Source organism: Streptomyces sp. NPDC031497 (genome assembly GCF_055580905.1).
Genome location: NZ_JBVIKO010000001.1, coordinates 278628 through 301961, shown reverse-complemented (window position 1 = coordinate 301961; position 23334 = coordinate 278628). Strand labels below are relative to the sequence as shown.

At 73.2% G+C, this 23334-nt stretch carries 4 protein-coding genes; all 4 read left to right on the top strand.

The features are described 5' to 3' along the window. Positions 1-5 precede the first annotated feature (5 nt). Entirely contained in the window at positions 6-3290 is a 3285-nt protein-coding gene (locus ACZ5K7_RS01345; protein WP_468909134.1) for a hypothetical protein, read from the top strand. A gap of 186 nt (positions 3291-3476) precedes the next feature. After that, positions 3477-3911 carry a YbaB/EbfC family nucleoid-associated protein gene (locus tag ACZ5K7_RS01340; RefSeq protein WP_351697587.1) on the top strand — a complete coding sequence of 145 codons (435 nt, stop codon included), beginning with the start codon at positions 3477-3479 and terminating at the stop codon, positions 3909-3911. A 61-nt stretch (positions 3912-3972) separates the two neighbouring features. Further along, complete coding sequence (locus tag ACZ5K7_RS01335; RefSeq protein WP_351697590.1) at positions 3973-4338, top strand: hypothetical protein; 366 nt, start codon at positions 3973-3975, stop codon at positions 4336-4338. Further along, a complete protein-coding gene (locus ACZ5K7_RS01330; protein ID WP_468909130.1) occupies positions 4335-23210 on the top strand; it encodes a WXG100-like domain-containing protein in 18876 nt (6291 codons plus the stop codon). The genes ACZ5K7_RS01335 and ACZ5K7_RS01330 overlap by 4 nt, the downstream gene beginning before the upstream one ends. Positions 23211-23334: the final 124 nt, after the last annotated feature.

The following is a 23334-nucleotide window of genomic DNA, read 5'->3' as shown; positions in this document are numbered from 1 at the left end:
ACGCCATGCCCGACAACAACGACAAGTACAACGGCGGCGGATTCACCCAGGGCGGCGACGGCGCCGTCTACGGGGACAGCGGCAGCACCCCCGGCTCGACGTCGGACTACGACACCTGGGACTGGAAGCAGATCCAGGCCGCCATCGTCGGTATGTCGGCAGGCGTCCACAGCCAGGCCAACGAGGACCACGCCGCCGCGGTGGCCTCCCCGCAGTCGCTGCGGGACGCGGCCGACATCCTGGTCGAGGTGCAGGGCGTGCTCGCCACCGTCGCCCAGTCGCTGACCGCCCAGGCCAAGGCCCTCGCAGGGGACAACGGCCCGTGGCAGGGCGCCGCAGCCGACGCGTTCGCCGGGATGATCGACGGTTTCTCCAAACAGGTGCAGGCCAATGTCGAGGCGCTGGCCGGCGGCTCCACCGGCGCCCACAACGTCCCGCAGCAGGTGGCCGACAACGCGGTGAACCTGGCCAACGCGCAGCACCTGATCGCGGAGATCGACGTCTGGTACGCCAACCAGGCGCGGCAGATGGGCGTGCAGCCGATGAGCAACGGTCTCATCCCGATCAGCAAGAAACCGCAGCTCGTCGAGATGATGACCAACGACATGCGCAAGGTGCTCAAGAGCCTTGCCGGCAACTACCGGGTCACGATCGACAACATCAAGTCGCCCTCGCCCATCGACAGTCCCGGCACCAACACCTCCCCCACGGACGGCCTGCCGCAGCCCGACCCCCTGTCGCCCGACGGCCTCCCCGACACCGGTACCGGAACCGGCACGGGCCTCGACACCGGCACGCCGGACCTGGGGACTCCGGACGGCACCCCGGCGTTCAGCACGGACGCGGCCACGGGCCTCGGCACCGACGGCACCCCCACGCCCTTCTCGGGTTCCCTCGATCCCGGCGGGACGGGGGCCCTCGGCACCGACGGCCTGTCGCCGAACAACCTCCTGGCGACACCGTCCGCCTTCCCCGACGACACAGGTACGGGTACGGGCGTCGGTGCGGACGGTCTGCCCGGTGACGTCTCGGCCTTCCCGGGGGATACGGGTACGGGGGCAGGTGCCGGCGGTCTGCCCGGCGATGTGTCCGCCTTCCCGGGGGACACGGGTACGGGTGTCGGTGTCGACGGTCTGCCCGGTGACGTCTCCGCCTTCCCGGGCGACACCGGTACGGGGGCAGGTGCCGACGGTCTGCCCGGCGATGTGTCCGCCTTCCCGGGCGACACGGGCACCGGGCTCATCGCGGACACCGGTACCGGGGCGGGCACCGGCGGCTTCGGCCTGCCGACGGCGACCGCGCTGCCCCTGCCCGGGTTCTCCGGTTCCACCGGTACGGGGGACACCTCGCTGCCCGTTCCCGGTCTCGCGGACAGCGGTTCCGCCTTCACCGACGACGGCCTGCCCACCGGCTTCCCCGGCGACACGGGCCTCGCGGACACCGGCGCCGGCCTCCCCGGTACCGGCGCCGGCCTCCCCGGTGCCGGCGCGCTGGACAACCCGTCGGCGGCCACCACGCCGTCGGCGTTCCCCGGCGACCTCGGCCTGGAGTCGCCCGGTCCCACGGCCGCCGGCAGCCTGAACCTGCCCACGTCCACACCGACGGCGTTTCCGGGGGCGACCGACGTGGCCGTCCCGGATACGACGTCGGGTGCTGCCGGGCAGGGGTCGGGTGCGGGCATGCCGTTCCTGCCGCCGGGTATGGGTGCGCCCGGTGGGGCGGGGGCTGCGTCCGGGGCTTCGGAGCCGAGTGACTCCTCCGGTCTTCTCGACAATGTCGCGGAGCCGTGGACGGGTTCGACGGCCACGGATCCTGTCGATGTGCCCACCGTGGACACGGCGGCGCTTCCGGGTGCGGGCAGTCTGGATCTGCCGACGTCGACTCCGGCGGCGTTCCCGGGCGGGACGGGTGTGGGGGTTCCGGACGGGGACGGTGTGCCGGACGGCGTGAGCGGTTTCCCCGGCGGGGCGGATACGACGTCGGGTGCTGCCGGGCAGGGTGCGGGTGCGGGGATGCCGTTCCTGCCGCCGGGTATGGGTGCGCCCGGCGGGGCGGGGGCTGCCTCCGGGGCTTCGGAGCCGAGTGACTCCTCCGGTCTTCTCGACAATGTCGCGGAGCCGTGGACGGGTTCGGCGAGCACGGATCCCGTGGACCTGCCCACCGTGGACACGGCGGCGCTTCCGGGTGCGGGCAGTCTGGATCTGCCGACGTCGACGCCTGCCGCCGGCGAACTGCCGGACGGCGCGACCGGCTTCCCCGAGGAGCCCGTGACGGGTGCTGCCGGGCAGGGGTCGGGTGCGGGGATGCCCTTCCTGCCGCCGGGCATGGGGGCGCCCGGGGCGGCGGGGGCTGCCTCCGGGGTCTCGGAGCCGAGCGATTCCTCCGGGCTTCTCGACGGCAGCAGCAGCCCGTGGGAGGAGACGGGGAATGTGCCTGCGGGCTCCGTCGAGGGGGTCGGCGTGGCCGTCGCGCCGGGCGGGGCCGCTCTGGCCATGGGGGTTCACGCGGACGGCGGTGCGGCCACGCCGTCCGGCCTGCCGGTGGGCGTCCCCGGAACGCCCGTCGCGGCCGCCACGGGTCCGGACGGCCGACGGGGCGCGGAGCCGGAGCCGCGGACCGTGCGGCTGCCGGCGGCGGAAACCGAGTGGGCCGACACGGCGACGGACGAATCCCCGCTCGCTCCACAAGAACCGCCCTACCGCGAGGCGGCGTTGCTGGGCGAGGCCGCCCTGGTCGCCGCGGCCGTGATCGGCGGCCTCGCCGGCCGGACACGCGAGGAAACCCCGCCGGAGCCGGAACCCGCGGCGTCCGGTCCCGGGGGGCCCGACCCCGCGCCCGACCCCGAGGGGCTCGGGGCGGCCGCGGAGGCCGAAGAGGACTTCGCCGCATGGGACCGTACGGACGGCTCCTTCGTCCCGCTGTTGCTGAGCACGGCGGCCGAGGAGGAGGGCGACGGGCCGGCCGCGCGGTTCTCCGGGGAGGACGAGGAGACCTGGACGGGCGTACCGGGCGCGCGATCCGCCGAGTCGGCGCCGTCCGGCCTGGTCACGTGGCAGCCCAGCCGTCAGCAACCCTCCGGGACGGGAACGCCGGACGGGTTCGGCCTGTCCGCGAGCGGCCTGATGTGCGCGGACGTTCCCTACGACCCGGAACTCGACGAAGAGAACGACGAGGACGACGAGGAGGACGACGGCGAGCGGAAGCCGGCCGCCGTCAGCGCCGCCGACCTGCTGGTACAGGACCACGGCGCCTGGGGAGAGCAGGACGACACCGACAACGGCTTCCTGTGATGTCCGCGCGTCGGCACGACAAGGCCGTACGGACACAACCGGAAGTACGAACGGGACGACCGGCCGGGACGGGCTGGAAGTCGGGGCGCGGGCTGGTGCTGACTGGATCCGGGTACGGCCGCTACGGGCGGCGCCCTCGACGACGGCTGGGGACGGCCGGGTACGGCGCAGGACGGAGGACGGGCGTTGTCCGGGTACGAGCAGGAGATCGAGCAATTGCTGGCGGAGTACCGCACGCGACGGGACGAGGCCGACTCGGTCCGGCGCCGTATCAACGAGGTCACCGGCACCGCGACGGCACCGCGACGGGTCGTGAAGGTGACCGTCAGCGCCCGCGGTGAGGTGATCGACATCGACTTTCCGACCGGCGCGTTCCGGCGGATGACGCCCAAGGAGCTGGCCGATGTCCTCAGGACCACCATCGCCGAGGCACGGGCCGCGGCGCTCACCGAGGTCGACTCCATGGTCTTCGACCATGTGCCGCTGGGCCTGTCACCCTCGGCGCTGCTGTCCGGCACCGCGGACATCGGGGAACTGCTGCCCGCCGAACCGGAGCCGCAGGAGGCCGTTCGGGACTTCCTGAAGCACGGACTCTTCGAGAGCCGGAAGAACGACTCCTGACAGGTGACGGGCGTCATGTCGCTTTCGTCGGGCGGGTTCGCTGAGTGGAGAGGGATTCGGTATGGGTGAGCGATTCGGTGCGGACACCGACGAGATGGGCAAACAGCTGCCGTATTTCGACGGATTCACGAACGACCTGGACGAGGCGGCCGGGAATTTCGAGAACCTGCCGGCGGATCCCGAGATCTGGGGTCCCGACGCCTTCGGGAATCAGTTCGCGGCACAGTTCCTTCCCGCTCTCCGCGGGATCACCGATGCCGTACGTGGGGCGCACGGCCTGAGTCTGGACCTCAGGGCCGGCACCGACGCCATGCACGTGAATCTCGGGAAACTGGAGGACACCAACACGGAGGCGGCCGACGAACTGCGGCGTGCCAGCGGTACGAGGGAGCACCGCCCCCCGTCGGGATCCGGGCCGCACGTATGAGTCTGAAGATTCCGCCCGAGCTGGACTGGGTGGCCAAAATCGCGGTGGGCCAGGACTTCCCGAAGGGGGACGAGGACCGGCTGCACGCGCTCGGCGACGCGGTGGACGCCGCCGCGCAGCATCTGGCCCAGCTGGTGGGCGTGGTGGACCCGGCGACGGCGGGGGTGCTGGCCGCGGTCGGCGGCCAGCTGCACGACGAGTACCAGCAGTACACGCGGCAGATGGCGACGGTGCTGCCGAACGTGGCGTCGTCGGCCCAGGGGCTGGGCGAGCTGGCCCGTGAGACCGCCGTGCAGATGGAGTACGCGAAGTACTCGCTGCTCCTGCAGATCATCTGGCTGGCGTACGCGCTGGCGGAGTTGTTCGCGTGGGGTCTGCCGGAGGCGGCCGCGGCGATCGTGAAGGGCGTGCAGGCGATCTGCCGGCAGATCCTCCTGGCCGCCCTGCGGAACGCGGCGATCGGTACCGCGTTCATGGTGGGCTCGGACGCGGCGGTGCAGGTCGTCCAGTTCCTGAAGGGCGACCGCACGCACTGGGATCTGCGCAGCACGCTCCAGGCGGCGGAGGGCGGGGCGATCGGGGGCGCGTTCGCCGGCATCTTCAGCGAGGTCGGGCAGCTGGTCGCACCGAAGTTCGCGGCGTCGCTGGCGGGACAGCTGACCGTGGGCGCGGCGACCGGGGTGGCCACGACCCTGACGACGGACGCCATCAACGGGTCCGAGGGGAACGGCCTCGCCGCCGGGCTGGCCGCCGTCTCCGGTGCGGTGGGCGGGCTCTACGGGGGGCGCAAGGGCGAGGCCACGGGTGCCCCGAAACTCCCGGACCATTTCGACCTCCCCGACCTGTCGGGGACGGGCGACCTGGCCGCTCCGGGCGAGTTCGGCGACGGGGCGGGTGACGGTTTCGGGGTGCCGACTCCGGAGCAGGCCACCGACGGTGCCTGGCTGCGCGGGCAGTGGGAGACCGCCGAGCCCGTCGCCGCGTCCGGCAGTACCGGCGACACCCCGGGCACCGACACGGCTGACACCGTCGGCCCGGCCCGCGTGGTCACCGAGACGCCCGACGGGGCAGAGGCCTTCGCCGTGGGCACCACAGCCGGTGCCGGTGTGCCGGTGTCGGCCGGGACCTCCGCATCGAGCCGTGGGGCGGTGGCGGAGCGGGTCGTCGCGGAGGTGCGGGAGCCTTTCGACACGCGCTTCACGACCTGGGCCCGCGGTCTCCCCGACACCGGTGTGCGGGAGCACCTGCTGACCGAGCCGGGAGCCGCCGTACGCGTGCACCGGGCCGCATGGCAGGCATTCACCTCGGACGTGCGTACGGCGCCGGAGGGGGCGCCGCTCACCGTGCGCGAAGGGTCCACCGGGCATGCCCTCACGCACACCGGGACCGCGTCCGGACTCGGTGATCCGGCGGTCGTGCACGGGCTGCTGGACCGCGCGGCGGCCGCCGACATGCGCCAGGTCGCAGCCGTACGTGCCTTCGACGGCGCCGTACCCACCGCCGGTCACGGCGCGGGGGCCGAGGGCGTCCTGTCGCCGGCCGGGCGGGAGTCGTTGCGCCAGGAGTGGTCGGCGCAGACGCGGGCCGACCACGACAGCGTCTTCGGCCGCCTCAGCGTCGACGACCGCACCGCACCGACATCGGCCGACACGGTCTCCACCAGCGGCGGTACCACCGGTGACACGGCGGGGATGGTCGCCCGCACGGCGACCGAGGCCGATACGGCCGGGGCGGGCCCGGCTTCTACGGTGGAGCACCCGTCCATCGGTGAGCGCATCGCACCGACGTCGGCCGACGCGGTCCGGCCCGCTGCGGACACGGTCTCCACCAGCGGCGGCGCCACCGGTGACACGGCGGGAGTGGTCGCCCGTGCGGCGACCGGTACCGGAACCGCCGGGGCGGGCCCGGCTTCCACGGTGGAGCACCCGTCCGTCGGCGTGCGCACCGTACCGACGTCGGCCGACGCGGTCCGGCCCGCTGCGGACACGGTCTCCACCAGCAGCGGCGCCACCGGTGACACGGCGGGAGTGGTCGCCCGTGCGGCGACCGGTACCGGAACCGCCGGGGCGGGCCCGGGTTCCGCGGTGGAACACCCGACCGCCGGCCCGCACTCCACCGTCGGCGGGCCCGAGCGCGCCACGGCGGTGCCGGACCGGGGCGTGGACGAGGCGCGGCCTGCCACGGCCGGCACGGAAGCGGGGGCCTCCGGCGCGCTCGGGACCGGATCGCACACGGCATCCACCCCGAACCCGGACGCGGGATCCGGCCCGGTGGTTTCGGAGCATCGTCCCGAGGCCGTGTGGCAGGACCGGATCGCGACGCGGGTGGCGGAGCTGCCGGCCCGGGTGGATGACCAGCTCGGCCGTGAACAGGCCGCACGCGCCGCCGTGGCAGCGGTCCAGAATCCGACCGGGGGATCGTGGCACCAGATCCTGCCCACCCTCGGCTCCCACTTCACCGACACCTTCAGGCTGCGCGAACACCCCCTGGAGATCGGCCCGGTCAAGGAGGCCGCGGCCGCGGTGTCCCTGACCGGTGCCCAGCGGCATGCCGAGCGCCCGGACGCCCTCACCCCGTCAACTCCCGCGGGCGAGGCGAATCCCCGCGGAACGGACCTCCGCGAGGCGCAGTATCACGTGGCCAGGGCGGCCGCCCGCGACGCGGCGGTCGGTGACGCCGTCGCCGAAGCCCGGACCGTCACGAGGGAGACCGGCGGTCTTCCGGCCGACCTGGCCCAGCGCCACATCGACGCCCATCGCACGCGCGTGGCCGACCTGTTCGACACCGTCGTTCCCGGCCGCTCCCCCGTCACGGACACCGCCGTGTCCCGCACCGCGACGAGCCCGGAACCGGGCAGGGCCGCCCTGACGGCGGGCACCTCCCCGGGCGCCGGCGCGCTGGACGGAGCCACCGCTTCCTGGCACACCCGGCGCGCCGACCTGACCGCACGCCTCCAGGCGGATCTGCGCACCACGCACAGCTCCCGCGACGAGACGACGGCCACCACCCCGCCCCCCGACCCGGGGGGCACACCGCCCGTCCCGGGCAGGCCGATCACGGACGCGGAGGGTCCCGCGGGCCGGCAGCCCGGCGCCGTATCCGGCGAACTGCCCGGCTTCACCACCAGATTGACGGCCCAGGACCACGACCGGGCCACTGCCCACGTGACCGCGGACGGGACCCCGCCGATGCCGGCGGGCGACCCCGCCCGCTCGGTGGCGCGCGACGCGCAGTGGCGCGGATTCCTGCAGCGGCGTGACCGTGCGCTGAACACCCGGCTCGACCTGGAGGCCGGGTTCGAGCGGGTCTCGGGGGACCTGCCCGGCGAGGTGGGCCGGGCCGTCGAGCGATTCTCGGCGGAGGACCTGTTCGCCGGCCGCTATCTGGAAGGCGGGCATCCAGAGACGTCCGGTACGGCGCGCACGGTGGTCGAGGAGTCCTACCGGGAGCAGTTGCACGACGCCTATCTGCTGCTCGCCACGGAGGCGGACGGCGGTGTGGTGTCCGAGGCGCGGTGGCAGGCGGCGCACGATGCGCTGCGCGAGCAACTGCCGGTGCACGTCGAGCGGATCGCGACACGGCAACGTGCCATGGACCTGTTCGCGCGGGAGTTCGACGGGGCGCTGGAGAACTTCCGTCGGCACGACGTGTTCGGCGGACGGAATCTCCCCGAGGGCGGAGAGGATGTGGCCGGTCGGCTGCACCGTCAGCCGGTCGCGCTGGCCGACCGGCTGCGGCACCCGGAACCGGACGACGTGCCCGCCACGCTGGCCGACGTCCGGCAGCGGGCCATGCTCGGCCACGCCCGGGCCGTGGACGCCGTGTTCGCCGAACGGATCCGGCACGGGATCACCGAGACGGTGCGCACCGCGCTCGGCAGGAGCGCGTCCGGCGAGGAGCGGACGGGCCCGCAGACCGGCGGTGAGTCCGCCGTGGCGCGCGGCCGCGCGGCCGACCCGTTCGCCGAGGACGGTGTGCGGGAACTGCGCGCGGATCTGGACCGGCGGTTGCGGGAGCTGAGCGACCAGGAGCGGTCGGTCGGCCATGCCCTCCAGGTCATGGACCGCGAACTGGCCGCGCCGGAGGAGGACCTGCGGGGCGAGCACGCGCCGCAGGAGGCGCGGGACTGGGCCCGCCGGTCGTTCCAGTCGGACCTGCGGTCGGCGTTCGCGCGTCTGCGTGCCGGGGCGGACGGGCAGGCGGGGGAGCGTGCCGCGGCCTGGGAGGCGCACGTCGAGCAGGCGACCACGAAGGAGGCCCTCGCGGCCCGGGTGGCGTACGCCGAGTACCGCCACCACCGGATGGCCGAAGCGGAGCGCGCCTTCGAGCAGGCGGACACCCACTTCCGCCGCACCCACACACTCATCCCCCTCAGCGAGTCCCAGCGCGAGAGGGTCCACGAGGAGTGGACGAAGGTCGCGGAACAGGCCGTCGAGGACCACTGGTTCGGCCACCTCGCCCACCCCGACTTCCGCAGCCCCGCCCCCGGCGAGGCCGCCCGGACCCCGAACCCGCGCCCCTTCACCGACGCCCTGCCCAGGCTGCGGGCCACCCTCCCGGACAGGTTCACGCACGAGGCGGACCTGGAGCACGTCCTGTCCGACGCGGGCCGGGACTTCCACGCCCTCGTCGGCCACCCCGACAGCAGGTTCAGCCACCGGCACACGGTCCGTGACACCACCGTCGACACGCTCGGCAAGGACTTCCGCGAGAAGACCGTCACCGCGTACGACGAGGCCTGGTCGCCGGTCGCGCACGACATCACCGCCTGGCTCGCCCACGAGGCCCGCCACGAGAACCTCTTCGCCGAGACTCTGACCGCTCACGCGACAGCCCCCCTCGCTCCCCGCGAACCGGACGCGCCGCCCGCCCGGGCACCCCGTCCGGCCGACCCTGCCCAGGGCCCGGCGACCCCGGCGGACGGCCCCCGTGCCGACCACCCGGCGGACGACTCCGGGATCACCGCCGCCGACCGGGTTCAGGAGCGGCTGCCCGAACCGACCCGGTCCGTGGACTCCCCGGTGCGCGACGAGCAGCGGCACAGCACGCCCGATCGGACCCCGGCTCCGGCCGCCGGCGAGCAACTCCAGCAGCAGAGCGTCGCGGAGCGCCCCGAGCGCCCCGAACCCGCCGACGCGCCACCGGTGCAAGCACCTCCGGCGCTGCGGAGTGAGGTCCGTCCCGGCGAGCCCTTCCACTCCGGCCCCCGGTTCGACGCCAGGCGCGTCGAAGGCCGGGACGGCACCGAGCTGACCGAACTGACCGTCAAGGTCGCCTTCGCCGAGACCACGGCCGACACCGCTGCGGCCGGCGTCCTGGAGCGGACCCGCACGGGTGTGAGCCGCCTGTTCCACGGCCCGGGCCTGTACTCCCACCGGGGACGCCTGCGCATCACCGTGCAGCAGGTGCGGCCGGACCAGAGCCCGCACCTGACGGTCGGCCTGACCGGCCACGACGACCGGGCCACGGACCGGCACACGGACCGGGTCACGGACCTGTCCACGTGGCCGCGGAACGCCGAACCTGAGCACTACGCCCGTCTGATCGGCCTCCACACGGGCCTGCTGAACCCGTTCACGTCCGAGCCGGCCGACGCGTCGTCACCCGGCGGCCCGCCGGTGGTCCCGGTCCCCTGGCAGACGTTCGAGCGGCAGTCGCTCGCGCCGGTCACCGACCACCCCTTCCTGATCCGCCACACCGTCACCGGCGAGGCCGGCCCCGCCGTCCAGGTGCACCTCACGGTGGAGACCCCGGACCTCGCCCACCAGCCCCCGTCGGCCCGGGACAGCCTCCACGCCGACGTCCGTGCCTCCGTCACCGACCGCCTCGGTCCTCTGCTCACCGCCTTTGCGAACGGACGGGCGACCGACGTCTTCGCGCACTTCGTGGGCCCCGGCCGTGGCGCCCTGATCAAGCTCGCCGGCGACCCGGCCACCGGTGGCCGGCACCTGCAGGCGCCCGTGGAGGAACTGACCTCCCGGCTCGCCGCAGCCCTCGGCGGCATCGGCGGCGACCACGGTTCCGACACGCTCTCTGCGGCGGCCGGTGACGACGGCACGCTCCTCGGGGAGGACACGACCGGCGAGACCGGCACCCTCGTGGGCACCGATCCGCATGCGGAGGACAAGGGCTTGGAGAGGCCCTTCGCAGAAGCCCCGAAGTCGGCTGCCGACATCACGGCCTGGCTGAGGGGTGTGACAGACACAGACCGCGAGGCGACGGCGCTGTTCGACCCTGCCGGCGTCTCGGCCGACAAGTCCCTTGCGAAGATGTCGTCCGAGCCGCCTCAGGTCCGGCGCAGGGAGATGACGGACGAGGAATTCGAGCGGTTCTTCGGATCGCGTCGTACGAGTCCTGTCGCGGTTCCCGGGGGAGCCCCAGGAATCCGGTTCTGGAAAAGGAAGAAGTCGTCCGCGGCAGGGGCCGAAAACAATATCGGGCAGGCTTTCGCCGCGGCGCCGGGGCCCAGCCGGATTCCGTACGGCGGCGCGCCCGGCTGGAACAGTTCAGGGCAGGCGAGTGCTGCTGTGCCACCGGTTCCCGTGCAGGCGGCGCCGGTGTATGTGCCCCCCGCCGTCGAGGGGTATGCGGGAGCTCTGGGTTTTGAAGCCGAGCTGCATGACTACCTGGTAAGTATTCCGCCGGGAGACAGCGAGGGCAATTACCCTGTTGCTGTTGATTCGCCGAATCTGATGATCACCTTCGATGCCGCCAATGGCGTCGTCCTGGAGGTGGTGAGCAAGCCGGCGCGCGTGCTCGACGGGGGATCGCCCGACGGCCGCGCCGACAGGCGGCAGGTCATGGAGGAGTTCGCCGACGTCATGCGGCGGTTGGGCCAGGCGCGTCCCAACCAGCCGTTGGGAAGCATCTTTCCTGAGCGCGCCGGTTACCGCGTCGACCCTCTGGCCGCTGAGTTCCCCGTTCGGCGCAGATCTGGGGGAGGGGGAGCGGAACGTCTCTTCCTGCACTACACGGTCGGGGTACCCATCGGCGGTCTCGCCGAGTTCATCAGGCACGCCAGTAGCCATGCCCGACAGGACTCCTTCGTCAACCGGGCGGCGCGGCAGCATGCCACCGACGCCCTGGAATTCGGGCGTCAGGGCGCCGAGCGGTTCCGGCAGTGGAGGGCGGCGCCGCAGTTCGCCCATTACGGCCAGGGTGACGACGTACGGGAGATCGAGGGTTTCCTTGCGCTCACGTATACGCAGGTGGCCGCCGTGGCCCAGTACGCTCTGACCCGGCAATCTCTTCTGAAGAACTTCAGCATCGTATCGTCACGCGAATCACTCGCCGGAATGCGTGCGGAACTCAGCGAGCTGGCCAGGGGGTTCCTGCAGGCGGATGCCGGTTATTTGCGTCAGTCCTTCCTGGCGGCATTCAGTAATCACGCTCCCGTCGCCTCCTCGTTCGAAGGCGGTCATGTTCTCGACCGTCCCCTGCCCCTTCGCTGGGCCCGCGACACGGAGAGAGTCCATGCCCGGATCGGCGACTACCTCGACAACGCGTTGCTCGCCAACCCCGCGCGCCCTCTGCGGCAGCGCGACGTCATGGGGATCAGAAGCGACTTCACCGAACTCGACCACAACCGTCATGGCGGCACTCCGCTGATCCAGCCGTCCGTGGCGCGGCTCGAACTGCGGTCCCATGGAGCACGGGACGCGACGACGGCGGACCTCACGGCCAACGTCGACGACCTCGCACGGACCTCGCTCCGCTTGTACAACGACGCCCGTGGACGTCGTGGACTGCCACCGGTCGGCCGCCCTGTCGCGGTCTCACCGGCATACGGAGCACAGACGGGTGTCATGAGGCAGTCGGCCGTACCCGGGCCGCCGAGCAGATCAACCCGTCTCCGCGGGCCTTACGGTGGTGTGCTCCGGGCCGGGCAGCCGGCGCACTCGGCCGCCGTCGGCGACCGTCCGGTCGCGGGGCACACCTCCACCGCCGGGCCGTCGCGCGTGGGTCTCGACGGGCCGCGGCAGGGTGTCCCGTCCACTCCGCGCGCTTCGCAGGAAGCCCACCTCACCGAAGTCGTGAGTGATGGGGTACGGACGGGCGCGGACGACCTGACCGCCTATCTGACACCGGCCAGCGGGATCCTCCAACAACACGCGCCCTTCCCCCCGGTGATCGGCAACCTGCCCGGGGAGAAGGCCGCACGTGCGGAACACCGCGCGGCCGCCAAGCGCGTCGCCGAGGCCCTGCGCGACGGCGGACCTGAAGCGGCCGAGCGAGTCGCCCGTGGCATCGCCGAACAGCGCAAGGCAGCCGATCCCGGTGAGAAGACACCGCAGCGGGTGACCGGCGAGGTCTCGGCCGGCGACGGCGCCAGGGCCGGTCTGTTCGCGGGTTCGCCCGCCTCACGGGGGAACGACGAGCGGCGGTCCGGGCCGTCCACACCGTACGGTTCCGCGGGTCGGCGATCGGCGACGCGCGGCGGGGCCCCCGGGCCGGTGGCCGGTCCCTCCCAGAGCCATGGCGGGGCGGCCGCGGTCTACCAGAGCGCCGAGGAGCTCACCGCCGATCTGCAGCGGGCGCTGATACCCGCCACCGTGCCCCAGTTCCTGCCGCCCGGGCCCCTGGGCCCCGACCTGTTCGGTCTGCGGCGAGCGCCCGGCGTTCCGGCCGTGCTGCGCAACCAGGCGGGTGTCCCGTACGACTACTCGGGGCTGTCCGTCGACGCGAAGGTGGAGTTCCTGCGGCGCGTGGACATGGCCGCGCAGAGCTCGAACCAGGTCATGGACCCACGGGGATGGCAGGTACCGCAGCGCCGGTTCAGCCACTCCCGCGCGCTGTTCACCACACAGTGGCACTCCGGTGCCGCACGCCGACGCGTCGATCCGCTGCCGTTCACCACGCTGGAGATGCCCCGGCTGGTGCACGCCATCTGGCTGGGCGGTCCGCTCAACACGGCCGACGCCCCGCAGTTCTGGGAGCGTTTCGGCAACGACGCGAGGCGTTTCGGCAACGAGGCGACCTTCGTGCTGTGGACCGACGTACCGCGTGCGGAGGTCGGGGCCGCCCTGGCGGGGCACCGGGGGCCCGCCGGCACCCGCGCCGCCAAGGTCTACGACCTCGTCCAGTGGGCGGGACGCGCCGGCATCCGTCTCCTCAACGTCGACGAGGTGTTCAACGAGAACCGTCCGATGCGGCTCAACGACGCGTTCCGCACCGAGCTGGCGAAGCAGACCGGGCCGGGCTGGGCCGCCGCGAGCGACCTGCTGCGGGTGGCGGTCGTCAAGGAGTTCGGCGGCCTGTACAGCGACGGCGACCATGTGATCGACAGCCTGGCGGACCTGCACGACATCGGCCAGGGGAATCGCCACGACACCTACGCGGTCTACTCCGAGTTCGTTCCGCAGACCCAGAACTACGACATCGCGAACGGGGTCCTGCTCGCGCCGGCCGGCCATCCGGTCCTGACGATGCTCGAGGACACCCACCTGCGGAACTACGAAAAGACCCAGCGGCAGCTGTACCAACCCTTCAGCAATGCCATTCAGGCCGGCCGGGTCGACATGAGCACACATCGCTATTCCGTCATGTTCCGGACGGGGCCCAACACCTTCACCGACCTGTTCGTCGATCTCGGCTATGTCAACACCGTCCGGGTTCCCTCCGTCCAGCACATCACGATGAGTTTCGAGGGCAGCTGGCGGGCGGCGGTGCCTCCCGTGAGCGTCGCCGAGAACTGGTCGAAGGACCGCACCCGGGCTCTTGCCAAGAGTCTCGTCCACACCGCGGTCCGGGGCCTGTCCAACCGCGACGGCGACTTGCACCTCACCCAACTGGACAAGGCGATCCGGAAATCGGGGCACCCCGACCGGGATCTGCTGTGGCGGAGCGTCTTCCAGTTCCTGCAGTCCCGGAACGACTTGGCGAGCCGGGTCAGAACCGTGACCCCCACGTCCTGGGACGACGGCACAGGTCGCTGGGAACAGGTGGAGCTGCCCCGGGACGTCGCCGCCACGATCCAGTACGCGCAGGCGCCGCCGGACGTGTGGCTCGCGGAGTACTCCTACCGGGCGAGGCTGTGGCAGCCCGGCCTGGCCGGCGGTGCACCGGTCACCGGTCGTGGCCCGGACTTCGCGCAGGATCCCGCGTCGGCAGGCCCTTCCCCCCGCGCACAGAAAGCACGTCAGGAAGAACCGGCGCACCAGGATCCGCCGGCCGAGGCCGGCTCCGAGACCCTCGACGCCCTCGCGGAGGCCGACACGTCGCCGGACCTCGCGGAGCGCTTCGACGCGCTCGTGGAGGCCCTGGTCAGGGAGCGTGGCAGTGCGATACGTGAGGCCGTGCCGGCGAACCGCCACGACCGGCGCGACGCACGGGTCCTGATCGGGAACGACATCGAGACCGTGCTCGCGCGTCAGCGGCGGGCTCTGCGGCTGCTCACGGCGGCCGAGGAGCGGGAGCCCGGGGAGGCGCGTCACCGGGAGCTCCTCGACCGGCTGAACGCCCTCCACACGGCTTTCGAGACCAGCGTGAGAGCACCGGCTGCCACGAGCTCTCACGAGGACCCCGCCGGTGCGGAGACCACGGACAGCGACGTCACCGAGCAGACCGTCCGGCCCCCCTGGTACACCGCCCACGGCATGCTAGGAGTGCACACCCTCCGGGATGCCGGCGGCTGGTCGCACGACGAGGCGAACGGCCATGCCCGCGAGATCGCGGCGCGGCTCGCCGACCGGGAACTGGCCCGGGCCGTCGAACCGCACATCGCCGAACTGCTCACCGCGAAGGGGGCCGCCAAGTGGCACTCCCTGCTGGCCGGCGGACGGATGGTGCCGCTGGACGGACGGGTGGTGTGGCTGCGGCCGGTGCTGCACAACTTCAGGGCGACCCAGGTGCCGGCGGCGGCCGACGCGGTCCGCGACTACGAGGTGCGGTACGCCGCCACCTCCGTCCAGAACTCCGAGACCCGGGCGACCACCCGAGCCGCCGACACGCTGCTGTTCGCCGCCCTGAACCTCAAGACGGCGGTGGCTTCGGCGTTCGTGGGGACGCCGGTGATCACCGGGCAGGCGGAACGGATCACGAACACCAAGGTCAAGCAGGACGTCGTCAGCGGGCGCAAGGTATTCGTGGCGGACGTCAACGCGTTCGACGCGGATCTCCGGGTCGAGATCTTCACCGACGGGCAGCGCAGCGACCCCGAGCACCCGTACTCCGTACCCCGGGCCATGACCGTGGAATTCCCGGACGCCTACTCACAGCCCGACGAACCCGTGGTCGCGCCGGGCGGGGAGCCCGTCGCGGCGGAGGCGCCGGCGTCGACGAGCGGCCCGCAGGCTGCCCACAGTCCCCGGCCCAGGCTGGCCGGCGAGGTGGTCAACGCCCTCGACACGGCCCCCGTCGTCGTCGCGCTGCAGCACGCGCTGCGCGCTGAGGGCCTGAATCCGCGGATCACCGCGGAGGTGGTCCGCGAGGCCACCAAGCTGCTGAACGAGTCCACCCTGCTCGACCGCAGCCGGTGGTCGTTCACCAGCGGTGACCCGAGCAACCCCGTCGTGAGGGGCCTCAACCTGCCCGGCCTGCCCGGCTTCGACGGCCATTTCCGGCTCCGTACCGACATCGTCGGCCTCCAGCTGATCGGTTTCGCCCCGTCCAGGACCCGGCAGGACCTCGGAGTCGGCCTCGCCCGGCTCGACGGTCACGGCGGCAAGAGCGCGATCACCTACAGCGTGCTCGCCAACGTCAGCGGACTCAACGTACCGACCCTGTCCGAACGGGTCCGCGCCTTCGCACCGCTGGGGGGTCTCGGCCTCGGTACGGGCCGCAAGTGGAGCCATACGCTCACCTCGCAGCCCCTCTCCCACGCCATCCTCAACACCGACACGATGCAGGCCCGGTACCGGGCGAGGGTGCGGGTCAACGTCGAGTGGACGAGCCGCAGCCACCCGCGGCTGGGCACGGTCGACGCGCTCACCGACGCGGACATCAGCGTGCCGTGGCGCGACGGCGCGGGCGCCCGGGAGTTCGAGGAGCACGTTCTCGGCGGGGTGCACAGCCCCGCCGTACGGGACGCGGGACCGGTCGTGGAGCGCGGCCCGGTAGCCGCGCAGCCGCATGTCCGGGCGCTGCTGCGGGAGGCGGGGATCGCCCCCCGCCGCACCGAGGTCCGCCCCGCACGCCTGGACACCCCGGTCGAGGAACAGGTGCGCCGGGCCAGGGCGCTGCCGGCCGCCGAACCGCCGGCCCTGGCGCGGCGGCACGGCATCGGCTACGCCGTGGCCGCCGCCCTGCCCGGTGCCGCGCTGGTCGAGGAGCACTTCCGGTCGGCGGTGCGGGACCTGGCCGGCCGGGACCGCGGTGTCTCCTGGGCGCTGGTCGACCGGCAGCTGTCGTCGTACTTCGGCCAGCCGGCGCTGGAGGGCGAACTGCACAATCTGCTGGCCGGGGTGGCGCACACGATCCACGTCGGCGACCACCGGCTGAGGCTGTCCGTCCGGGCCCATCTGCTCGATCACCGCGGCACGGTGTCCTATCCGATGACCGTCAACAACCGGGCAGCCCTCGGCGAGACGCTGACCGCGCGCGTCGACACCACCCGGACCGTCTCCGGCGGCCTGGGCGCGGCCGTACGGTTCAAGGTCAGCTCCGCGGCGCGGCTGCAACTCGGAGGCCTGCGCTTCCGGCTGCGCGCCGACCTGGGCCGTGCCGAGGGCTTCACGGACGTCGCCAAGAGCTACCGGCGCATGGAGAACGTCAACGACGTCGACGAGCACCGCTACGACGTCGTCTACGAGTTGTCCCTGGTACCCGAGAACCGGCCGCGGGAGGCGGCGCGCTGGTGGATCGACGAACCGGGGCTGCTCGCGCAGATCGTGGTGCCGCAGGAACACGCCCCGCGGGAGCATCCCGCGCCCGAGGAACTGCTGGGCGCCGGGAACGTGTCGTTCTCCAGGAGCTGGCCGGGGGAGCCCGCCAGGGGCCGGCCGGGCGAGCGCGAGGCCCGGTTCGACTTCGGCCGGGGATCCGGCGGCCTGTACCCGGCGTTCCCGCACAGCCCCTCCCTCGAAGCCCTGGCCGCCGACCTGTTCTCCCGGGTGCACGGGCTGCCGCGAAGCCGCCCCGGGCGGGAACCGCTGCTGCCCGAGGCCCTGTCCGCGGCGACCCGGCCCGGCGACCTGGCGGCGTACTTCGGCCAGCTCGTCGAAGCGAGCGGCCGGGTCGTGCGGCTGCCGGACGTGAACGGGTGGCACTCGACCATGAAGCTGCGGCTGCGCGGCTACCGGCCGCGCCGCGCTCCGCAGGCGGCCGGTACCGGCCCCACCGAGATCGAGCAGTACGCCCAGGCGGTCGCCCGCCGCTCCGAGCGGCGGAACCTGGGAGTGTCGCTGACCTTCCAGGCCGGGCTCGGGCCGCAGCTCCGATTCGGCTCCGACCTCGGCAACGACGCGGAACTCGCCGACACGCACGGCGAGGAGCACCTCGACGCCCACCGCCCCGGCGGGCGGGTCATCGCGTCCGCGCACGCGGAGATCGGCTGGCAGCCCTACAACAGGGCGCGCGAGCGGGACAACGGCGCGATCGAGGTCACCCGGGCGACCTACGCCGACTCGGTCGCCTTCCGGGCGGACGCCGCCTACGAGGTGACGGTGACCCGGTGGAAGCCGGGGCGGGACCCGCAGTCGGTGACGCGCTATCTGCGGGTCACCGACGGGATGGAGCTGCTGGCCCCGGCGCGCAGGGTCGAGGACATCCTGCCCGAGGAAGCCCCCGCACCCGCTCCCGAACCGACTCCCGCACCGCACCCCCCGGCTGCCGAGACCGCCTTCGCCGAGACCGGTCGTACCGGCGAGATCACGCGGGACTACCTGGGCGGCCGGCTCCTGCCCGCCGCGTCCCATCCGGAGCTGCTCGACGCTGACTCCGTCCTGCCGTACCTCGTCGAGCGCCTCGCCGACCGGGGCGTCCTGCGGGCCGGCGCGGCCGACAAGGGGACTCCGCTGTGGCGGTCCCTCCAGGCGGCGTTCCGCTCCGAGTCGCTCACGACCCAGTGGGCCGCGCTCACCGACGGCGGTGTGCGGCGGTGGTTCCCCGTCCACGCCGCGGAATCCTCCACGCTCTCGGGCTTCGCAGGCACCAGCCACTACCTGTGGGTGAACGTCGAGGTGACGGACATGGCGGCCGCCCACGCCCACCGCCACCGCGACGGGGTCAGGCTCACCCTGCGCGGCGAGTCCGTCACCGACGAGACGAACGTCCGCGGCCGGGGCACCTCCCACGGCCTCGGCGTGGAGGCCGAGGCGCGCGGCGGCGAGCGGGTCCCGGAGAACGACCAGCAGGTCCACGGCGCCCTGGGCGTCACCGCCGGGCTGGTCGGCCGGGACATCCGCACGGTCACAGCCGTGCGCAAGGACGTCGACATCTACCGGGCCGACACCCGGGACTCCTCGGAGGAGTTCACCCACCGGCTCGGCTTCCGGGTGCGGATGGGTGTCACCACGCAGCTGCCGGAGGTGCTGGGTTCCGTCGGCCGGACACTGGTGGGTGCCGCCGCGCTGATCGCGCGCCCGTTCGGCACCCGGCACCTGGTGGAGAACGCCTGGTACCGCCACCAGCCGTGGAGCTGGCAGCACAGCAGCGACGGCACCCCGCTCGTCGGCGAGGTACGACTGCTGGTCCCGTCCCATCTGACGGTCGCCCTGGACGGCCCGCCCGCCGGATCTCCGCTCGCCCGGGTGCCGGTCGGAACCCCGCGCTGGAGCGGCCCCGACGGCACGACGGCCCGGCCCGGCCCGGAGCCACGCCGGGTCGCCGACCTCCTGGCGGAACTCCACCCGTGGGACGTGCCGGCCGCGCGGGCGGTACGTGAGTGGGCCAAGGTGGCCGGCACGCCGAGCCGGAAACGGCCCGACCTGGAAGCCGCCGGTACCCGTGACGTCCCGGCCGTCGGCCTTCTGACCCGGCACGGACTCCGCTACCACCAGGAGACCGCCCGTTCCGCGCTCCGCGCCCGGATCTCGCGCCTCCTCGCCCACGACTACCAGGTCGACGTCGCCGGCCGGACGGTCACCGTCGGTTTCGAGCTGACCTCCGCGCAGCGGCTGCACCCCGACAACCAGGACGTGCCCTTCAAGGCCCGGCGCTACCAGCCGGGCGGCAAGAGCGAAGACGTGGGCGCCGAGCAGGACGCGGGCCGGTATGCGGGCCTCATCCCCGAAGGCGGCGGCAGCGGGGGCGGCGCGATCGCTCTGATGGGGCGCGAGATCCTCGAAGCCGGCCGGGAGCGGGGCAACGGGATCGACGGCGGCGCCTCGGAGACGGTGGAGCACAACCGCGCCGGCACCCGGCCGTACGCCTACTACCGCTTCGGCGTCGACGTCGTCCTGCGCGGTGCCGGGGGGCGGGAGCTGCGCGTGCACGTACCGGACGGCCTGACCGGGATGCTGCCGGTCACCGACGGCCGGCTCGCGGCCGCACTCGTGGCGGAGCTGGGCCACCTCTTCGCCGGGCCGGCGCCGGTTCCCGGCTCGCGGGAGGAGTTCGACCGGGAGGCCGCGTCGGCGCAGACGTTCCTCGGCAAGCAGCGGGCCGACGTGACAAGGTACTGGGAGGCCAGGGCCACCGTACTGATGACGGAGGAGCACGCGCCGCCGCCGGTCCGGCACGCGGAGATGACGGAGGGGGACGCGGCGAGACTCGCCGTCCACGAGAACATCCGGTCGGTGATCGCCCGTCAGCTGTACCGGGACCGCGACGCGGCCGATCCGGAAGGCACCGCCCGAAGGCTGTCACGGGAGGCGGGGGACCTTCTCGGAACGCGCCGCACGAACTCCGCGCAGGCCCTTGAGCCCCCCACCCTGGACCCGGACCGGCTGCTCCTCGACGCGACCAACGCCGAGCTGCGGAGGCTGAAGTGGCCCGGCGGAGCCACCGACCTCGACACCGTGCTCAAGTACCGCGACACGTACACGTCCGCCCAACTGCTGTACCAGCCCCCACGTCACGTCGGCGAGCGGATCGCCCGCACCATCGCCAACCGCGGCGAGAGTGTCGAACTGCCCGCAGGCTCGCCCGCCTCGCGGCGGAATGACGAGGGCGGGTCGCAGCGCAGGTCCGGGCCGTCCACCCCGTACGGCGCCTCGGGCCAACGGTCGGCGGCCCGCGGCGGGACCCCCGGGCCGGTGGCCGGTCCCTCCCGGCGTGACGGAGGCGCGGCGGGGTACCGGAACGCCGGCGAACTCGTCGCCGATCTGCAGCAGGCGGCGGCCCCTCTCCCGGTGGGCCCGTTCCAGCAGCACGGAGCCCTGGGGCCCGACCTGTTCGATCTGCGCCAGGTGCCCGCCGTCCCGCCCGTACTGAGAAACCCGCACGGTGTCCCGTACGACTACTCGCGGCTGTCCGCCGACGAGCAGGTGGAGTTCCTGCGGCGGGCGGACATGCTCGCGCAGACACCGGGCCGGCACATGGACCCGCTCGGATGGGGCGTCGGCCAGGGACAGTTCAGCTACTCCCGCCGGCTGGCCGGCCGGGAGTGGCACTTCGGTCCCTCCTCTGGGCGCCTTGAGCTGCTGGCCTCCGACAGGCTGGAGATGCCCCGGCTGGTGCACGCCATCTGGCTGGGCGGTCCGCTCAACCAGGCCGACGCCCCACAGTTCTGGGAGCGGTTCTACGGCGGCGCACGCCGCTTCGGCAACGAGGCGACCTTCGTGCTGTGGACCGACGTACCGCGTGCGGAGATCCGGGACGCCCTGGCGGGAGTGGGGCAGGGGGCGCCCGCCGGCACGCGGGCCGCCAGGGTCCGGGACCTCGTCCGGTGGGCGACGGACTCCGGCATTCGCCTGGTCAACGTCGACGAGGTGTTCAACGCGAACCGCCCGATGCGGCTCAACGACGGGTACCGGACCGAGCTGGCGAAGAAGACCGGGCCGGGCTGGGCCGCCGCGAGCGATCTGCTGCGGGTGGCGGTCGTCAAGGAGTTCGGCGGCCTCTACAACGACGGCGACCAGGTGATCGACAGCCTGGCGGACCTGCGCGGCATCGGCCAGGAAAACCGTCGGGAGACCTACGCGATCTACGCCGAACACAATCCGCAAAGTGGCCAGGTCAGCATTGCGAACGGAGTCGTCCTCGCGCCGGCCGGGCACCCGGTCCTGACGATGATCGAGGACATGTACGAGCGCCACTACACCCTGACCCAGGGGCAGCTGTACCAGCCTTATCTGCCGGCCATCAACGCCCGCCAGATCGACATGAACCTGCACCGCCATTCCGTCATGTTCCGGACGGGGCCCAGCAGTTTCAGCGGCCTGTTCGCCGATCTGGGGTATTCCCGCACCCTGCCTCCTTCCGTCGCGCACATCACGGTGCATTCCGAGAACACCTGGCGGACAGCAGCGCCGCCCGGAGGCATCGCCGAGCAGTGGTCGAGGAACCGCACGCTGGATTTGGCGAAGAACCTCGCGCACTCCGCGGTGCGGGGCCTGTACAACCGGAACGGCGATCTGCACGTCACCGCGTTGAACGAGGCCCTCCAGAAGTCCTCGCACCCGGACAAGGATCTGGTGTGGCGGGGCGTTTTCCAGTTCCTGGGCTCCCGGGAGGACCTGAGGGCTCAGGTCAGGATGGTGACGCTCGACTCCTGGGAGGGCGGCAACCGGGGCTGGGTATCGGTGCAACTGCCCCAGGACGTCAGGGACATGGTGCAGTTCACCCCGGGTGCGCAGCCGTTCGAGTGGCTCTCGGAGTACTCCCGGTGGGCGACCCTGCTGCGGGCACCCGCACAGCCCCGGACCCAGCAGTGGCAAGGCATGGCAGGCGGTGCGCCCGTCACCGCCCGTGCCGGGGACTTCGAGTGGGATCCCGCGTCGGCCGGGCCCTCCTCCCGCCCGCAGGAGACGCGGCAGAACGAGGCGGAGCCCCACCAGCCGCCGGCCGAGCCCGCGGAGGACACCCTCGGCGTTCCTACGGAAGGCGACGTGCCGGACCTCGTGAAGCGGTTCGACGCGCTCGCGGAGGCCCTGGTCAAGGACCGCGGCAGGGCCGTGGGGGACGCCACGGCGGCGTACCACCAGGACGGGGGCGCCGCACGGATCCTGATCGGGAACGACATCGAGACCGTGCTGGCGCGTCAGCGGCGTGCCCTCCGCCTGTTCACGGCGGCCGAGGAGAGGGCGCCCGGGCAGGACCGCCACCGCGAGCTCCTCGACCGGCTGCGCGCCGTCCACGCGGCTCTCGAAGCCGCCTCGCGGACACCGGCCGACCCCGGCGGGCGGGACACCTCGTCCTCGGCGGGTCCCCGCCCGGACCACGCGGTGTCCGGCCGGACGGCGGACGGGGCCGTGCGGGCGGAACAGCCCGCGAGCACGGCCGCTCACCCGCACCCGGTGTCCGAGTCGAACGGGAGACCCGCGAACTCCACCGGCACGCCCCGGCCTCTCGACTCTCCCGACACTGAGCCCCGGTCTCTCGACTCTCCCGACACTGAGCACACGTCCGCGCACATCGACGGAGTCGCCGCGCGCGAGGCCGAAGTGCCGCCACTGTTCCGGCACCTGGTCCACGACCGGTTGCGGAACCTGCGGTGGGACACGGCGTTGCCGGACGACACGCTGGTGGGTGCGGTCCGCGGCGCGCTGGGCGAGGACTGGCGGCACCGCCCCGACCACGAAGTGGGCGACGAGGTCGCGCGCCGTATCGCGGCGGTACTCGCCCCCGTCGCACAGCCGCACGGCGGCATGCCCGACCGGACGGTGCTGCTGGGGCACGTCCAGCGCATCGCCGGCGACCGGGGACCCGAGATCACCGAGGAGCGGCTGCGTGCCGCCCTCGCCGTCCTCCCCCCGGCCGACTGGACCCTTCGTGAGGACGCCCTGGCCGAACGCCTGGCCGCCGGCGTGCTGGGCGGGTGGCGAGTGCCGTAGGCGGGCCCGCGGCCCGTCCGTTCGTACCCGCGATGCTGCCCGTAGGGCTCGACTTCGAGTCGGCACGCCAACGGCCCGGCGTGCCCAGGCGAACGGCAAAGTCCCTGCTCCGGGCGGTACTTGA

What these genes read in the sequence shown, in the direction of transcription:
- ACZ5K7_RS01335 (WP_351697590.1), top strand. Translation starts at nt 3,973, where the DNA reads ATGGGTGAGCGATTCGGTGCGGACACCGACGAGATGGGCAAACAGCTG.
- ACZ5K7_RS01330 (WP_468909130.1), top strand. Translation starts at nt 4,335, where the DNA reads ATGAGTCTGAAGATTCCGCCCGAGCTGGACTGGGTGGCCAAAATCGCG.
- ACZ5K7_RS01345 (WP_468909134.1), top strand. Translation starts at nt 6, where the DNA reads ATGCCCGACAACAACGACAAGTACAACGGCGGCGGATTCACCCAGGGC.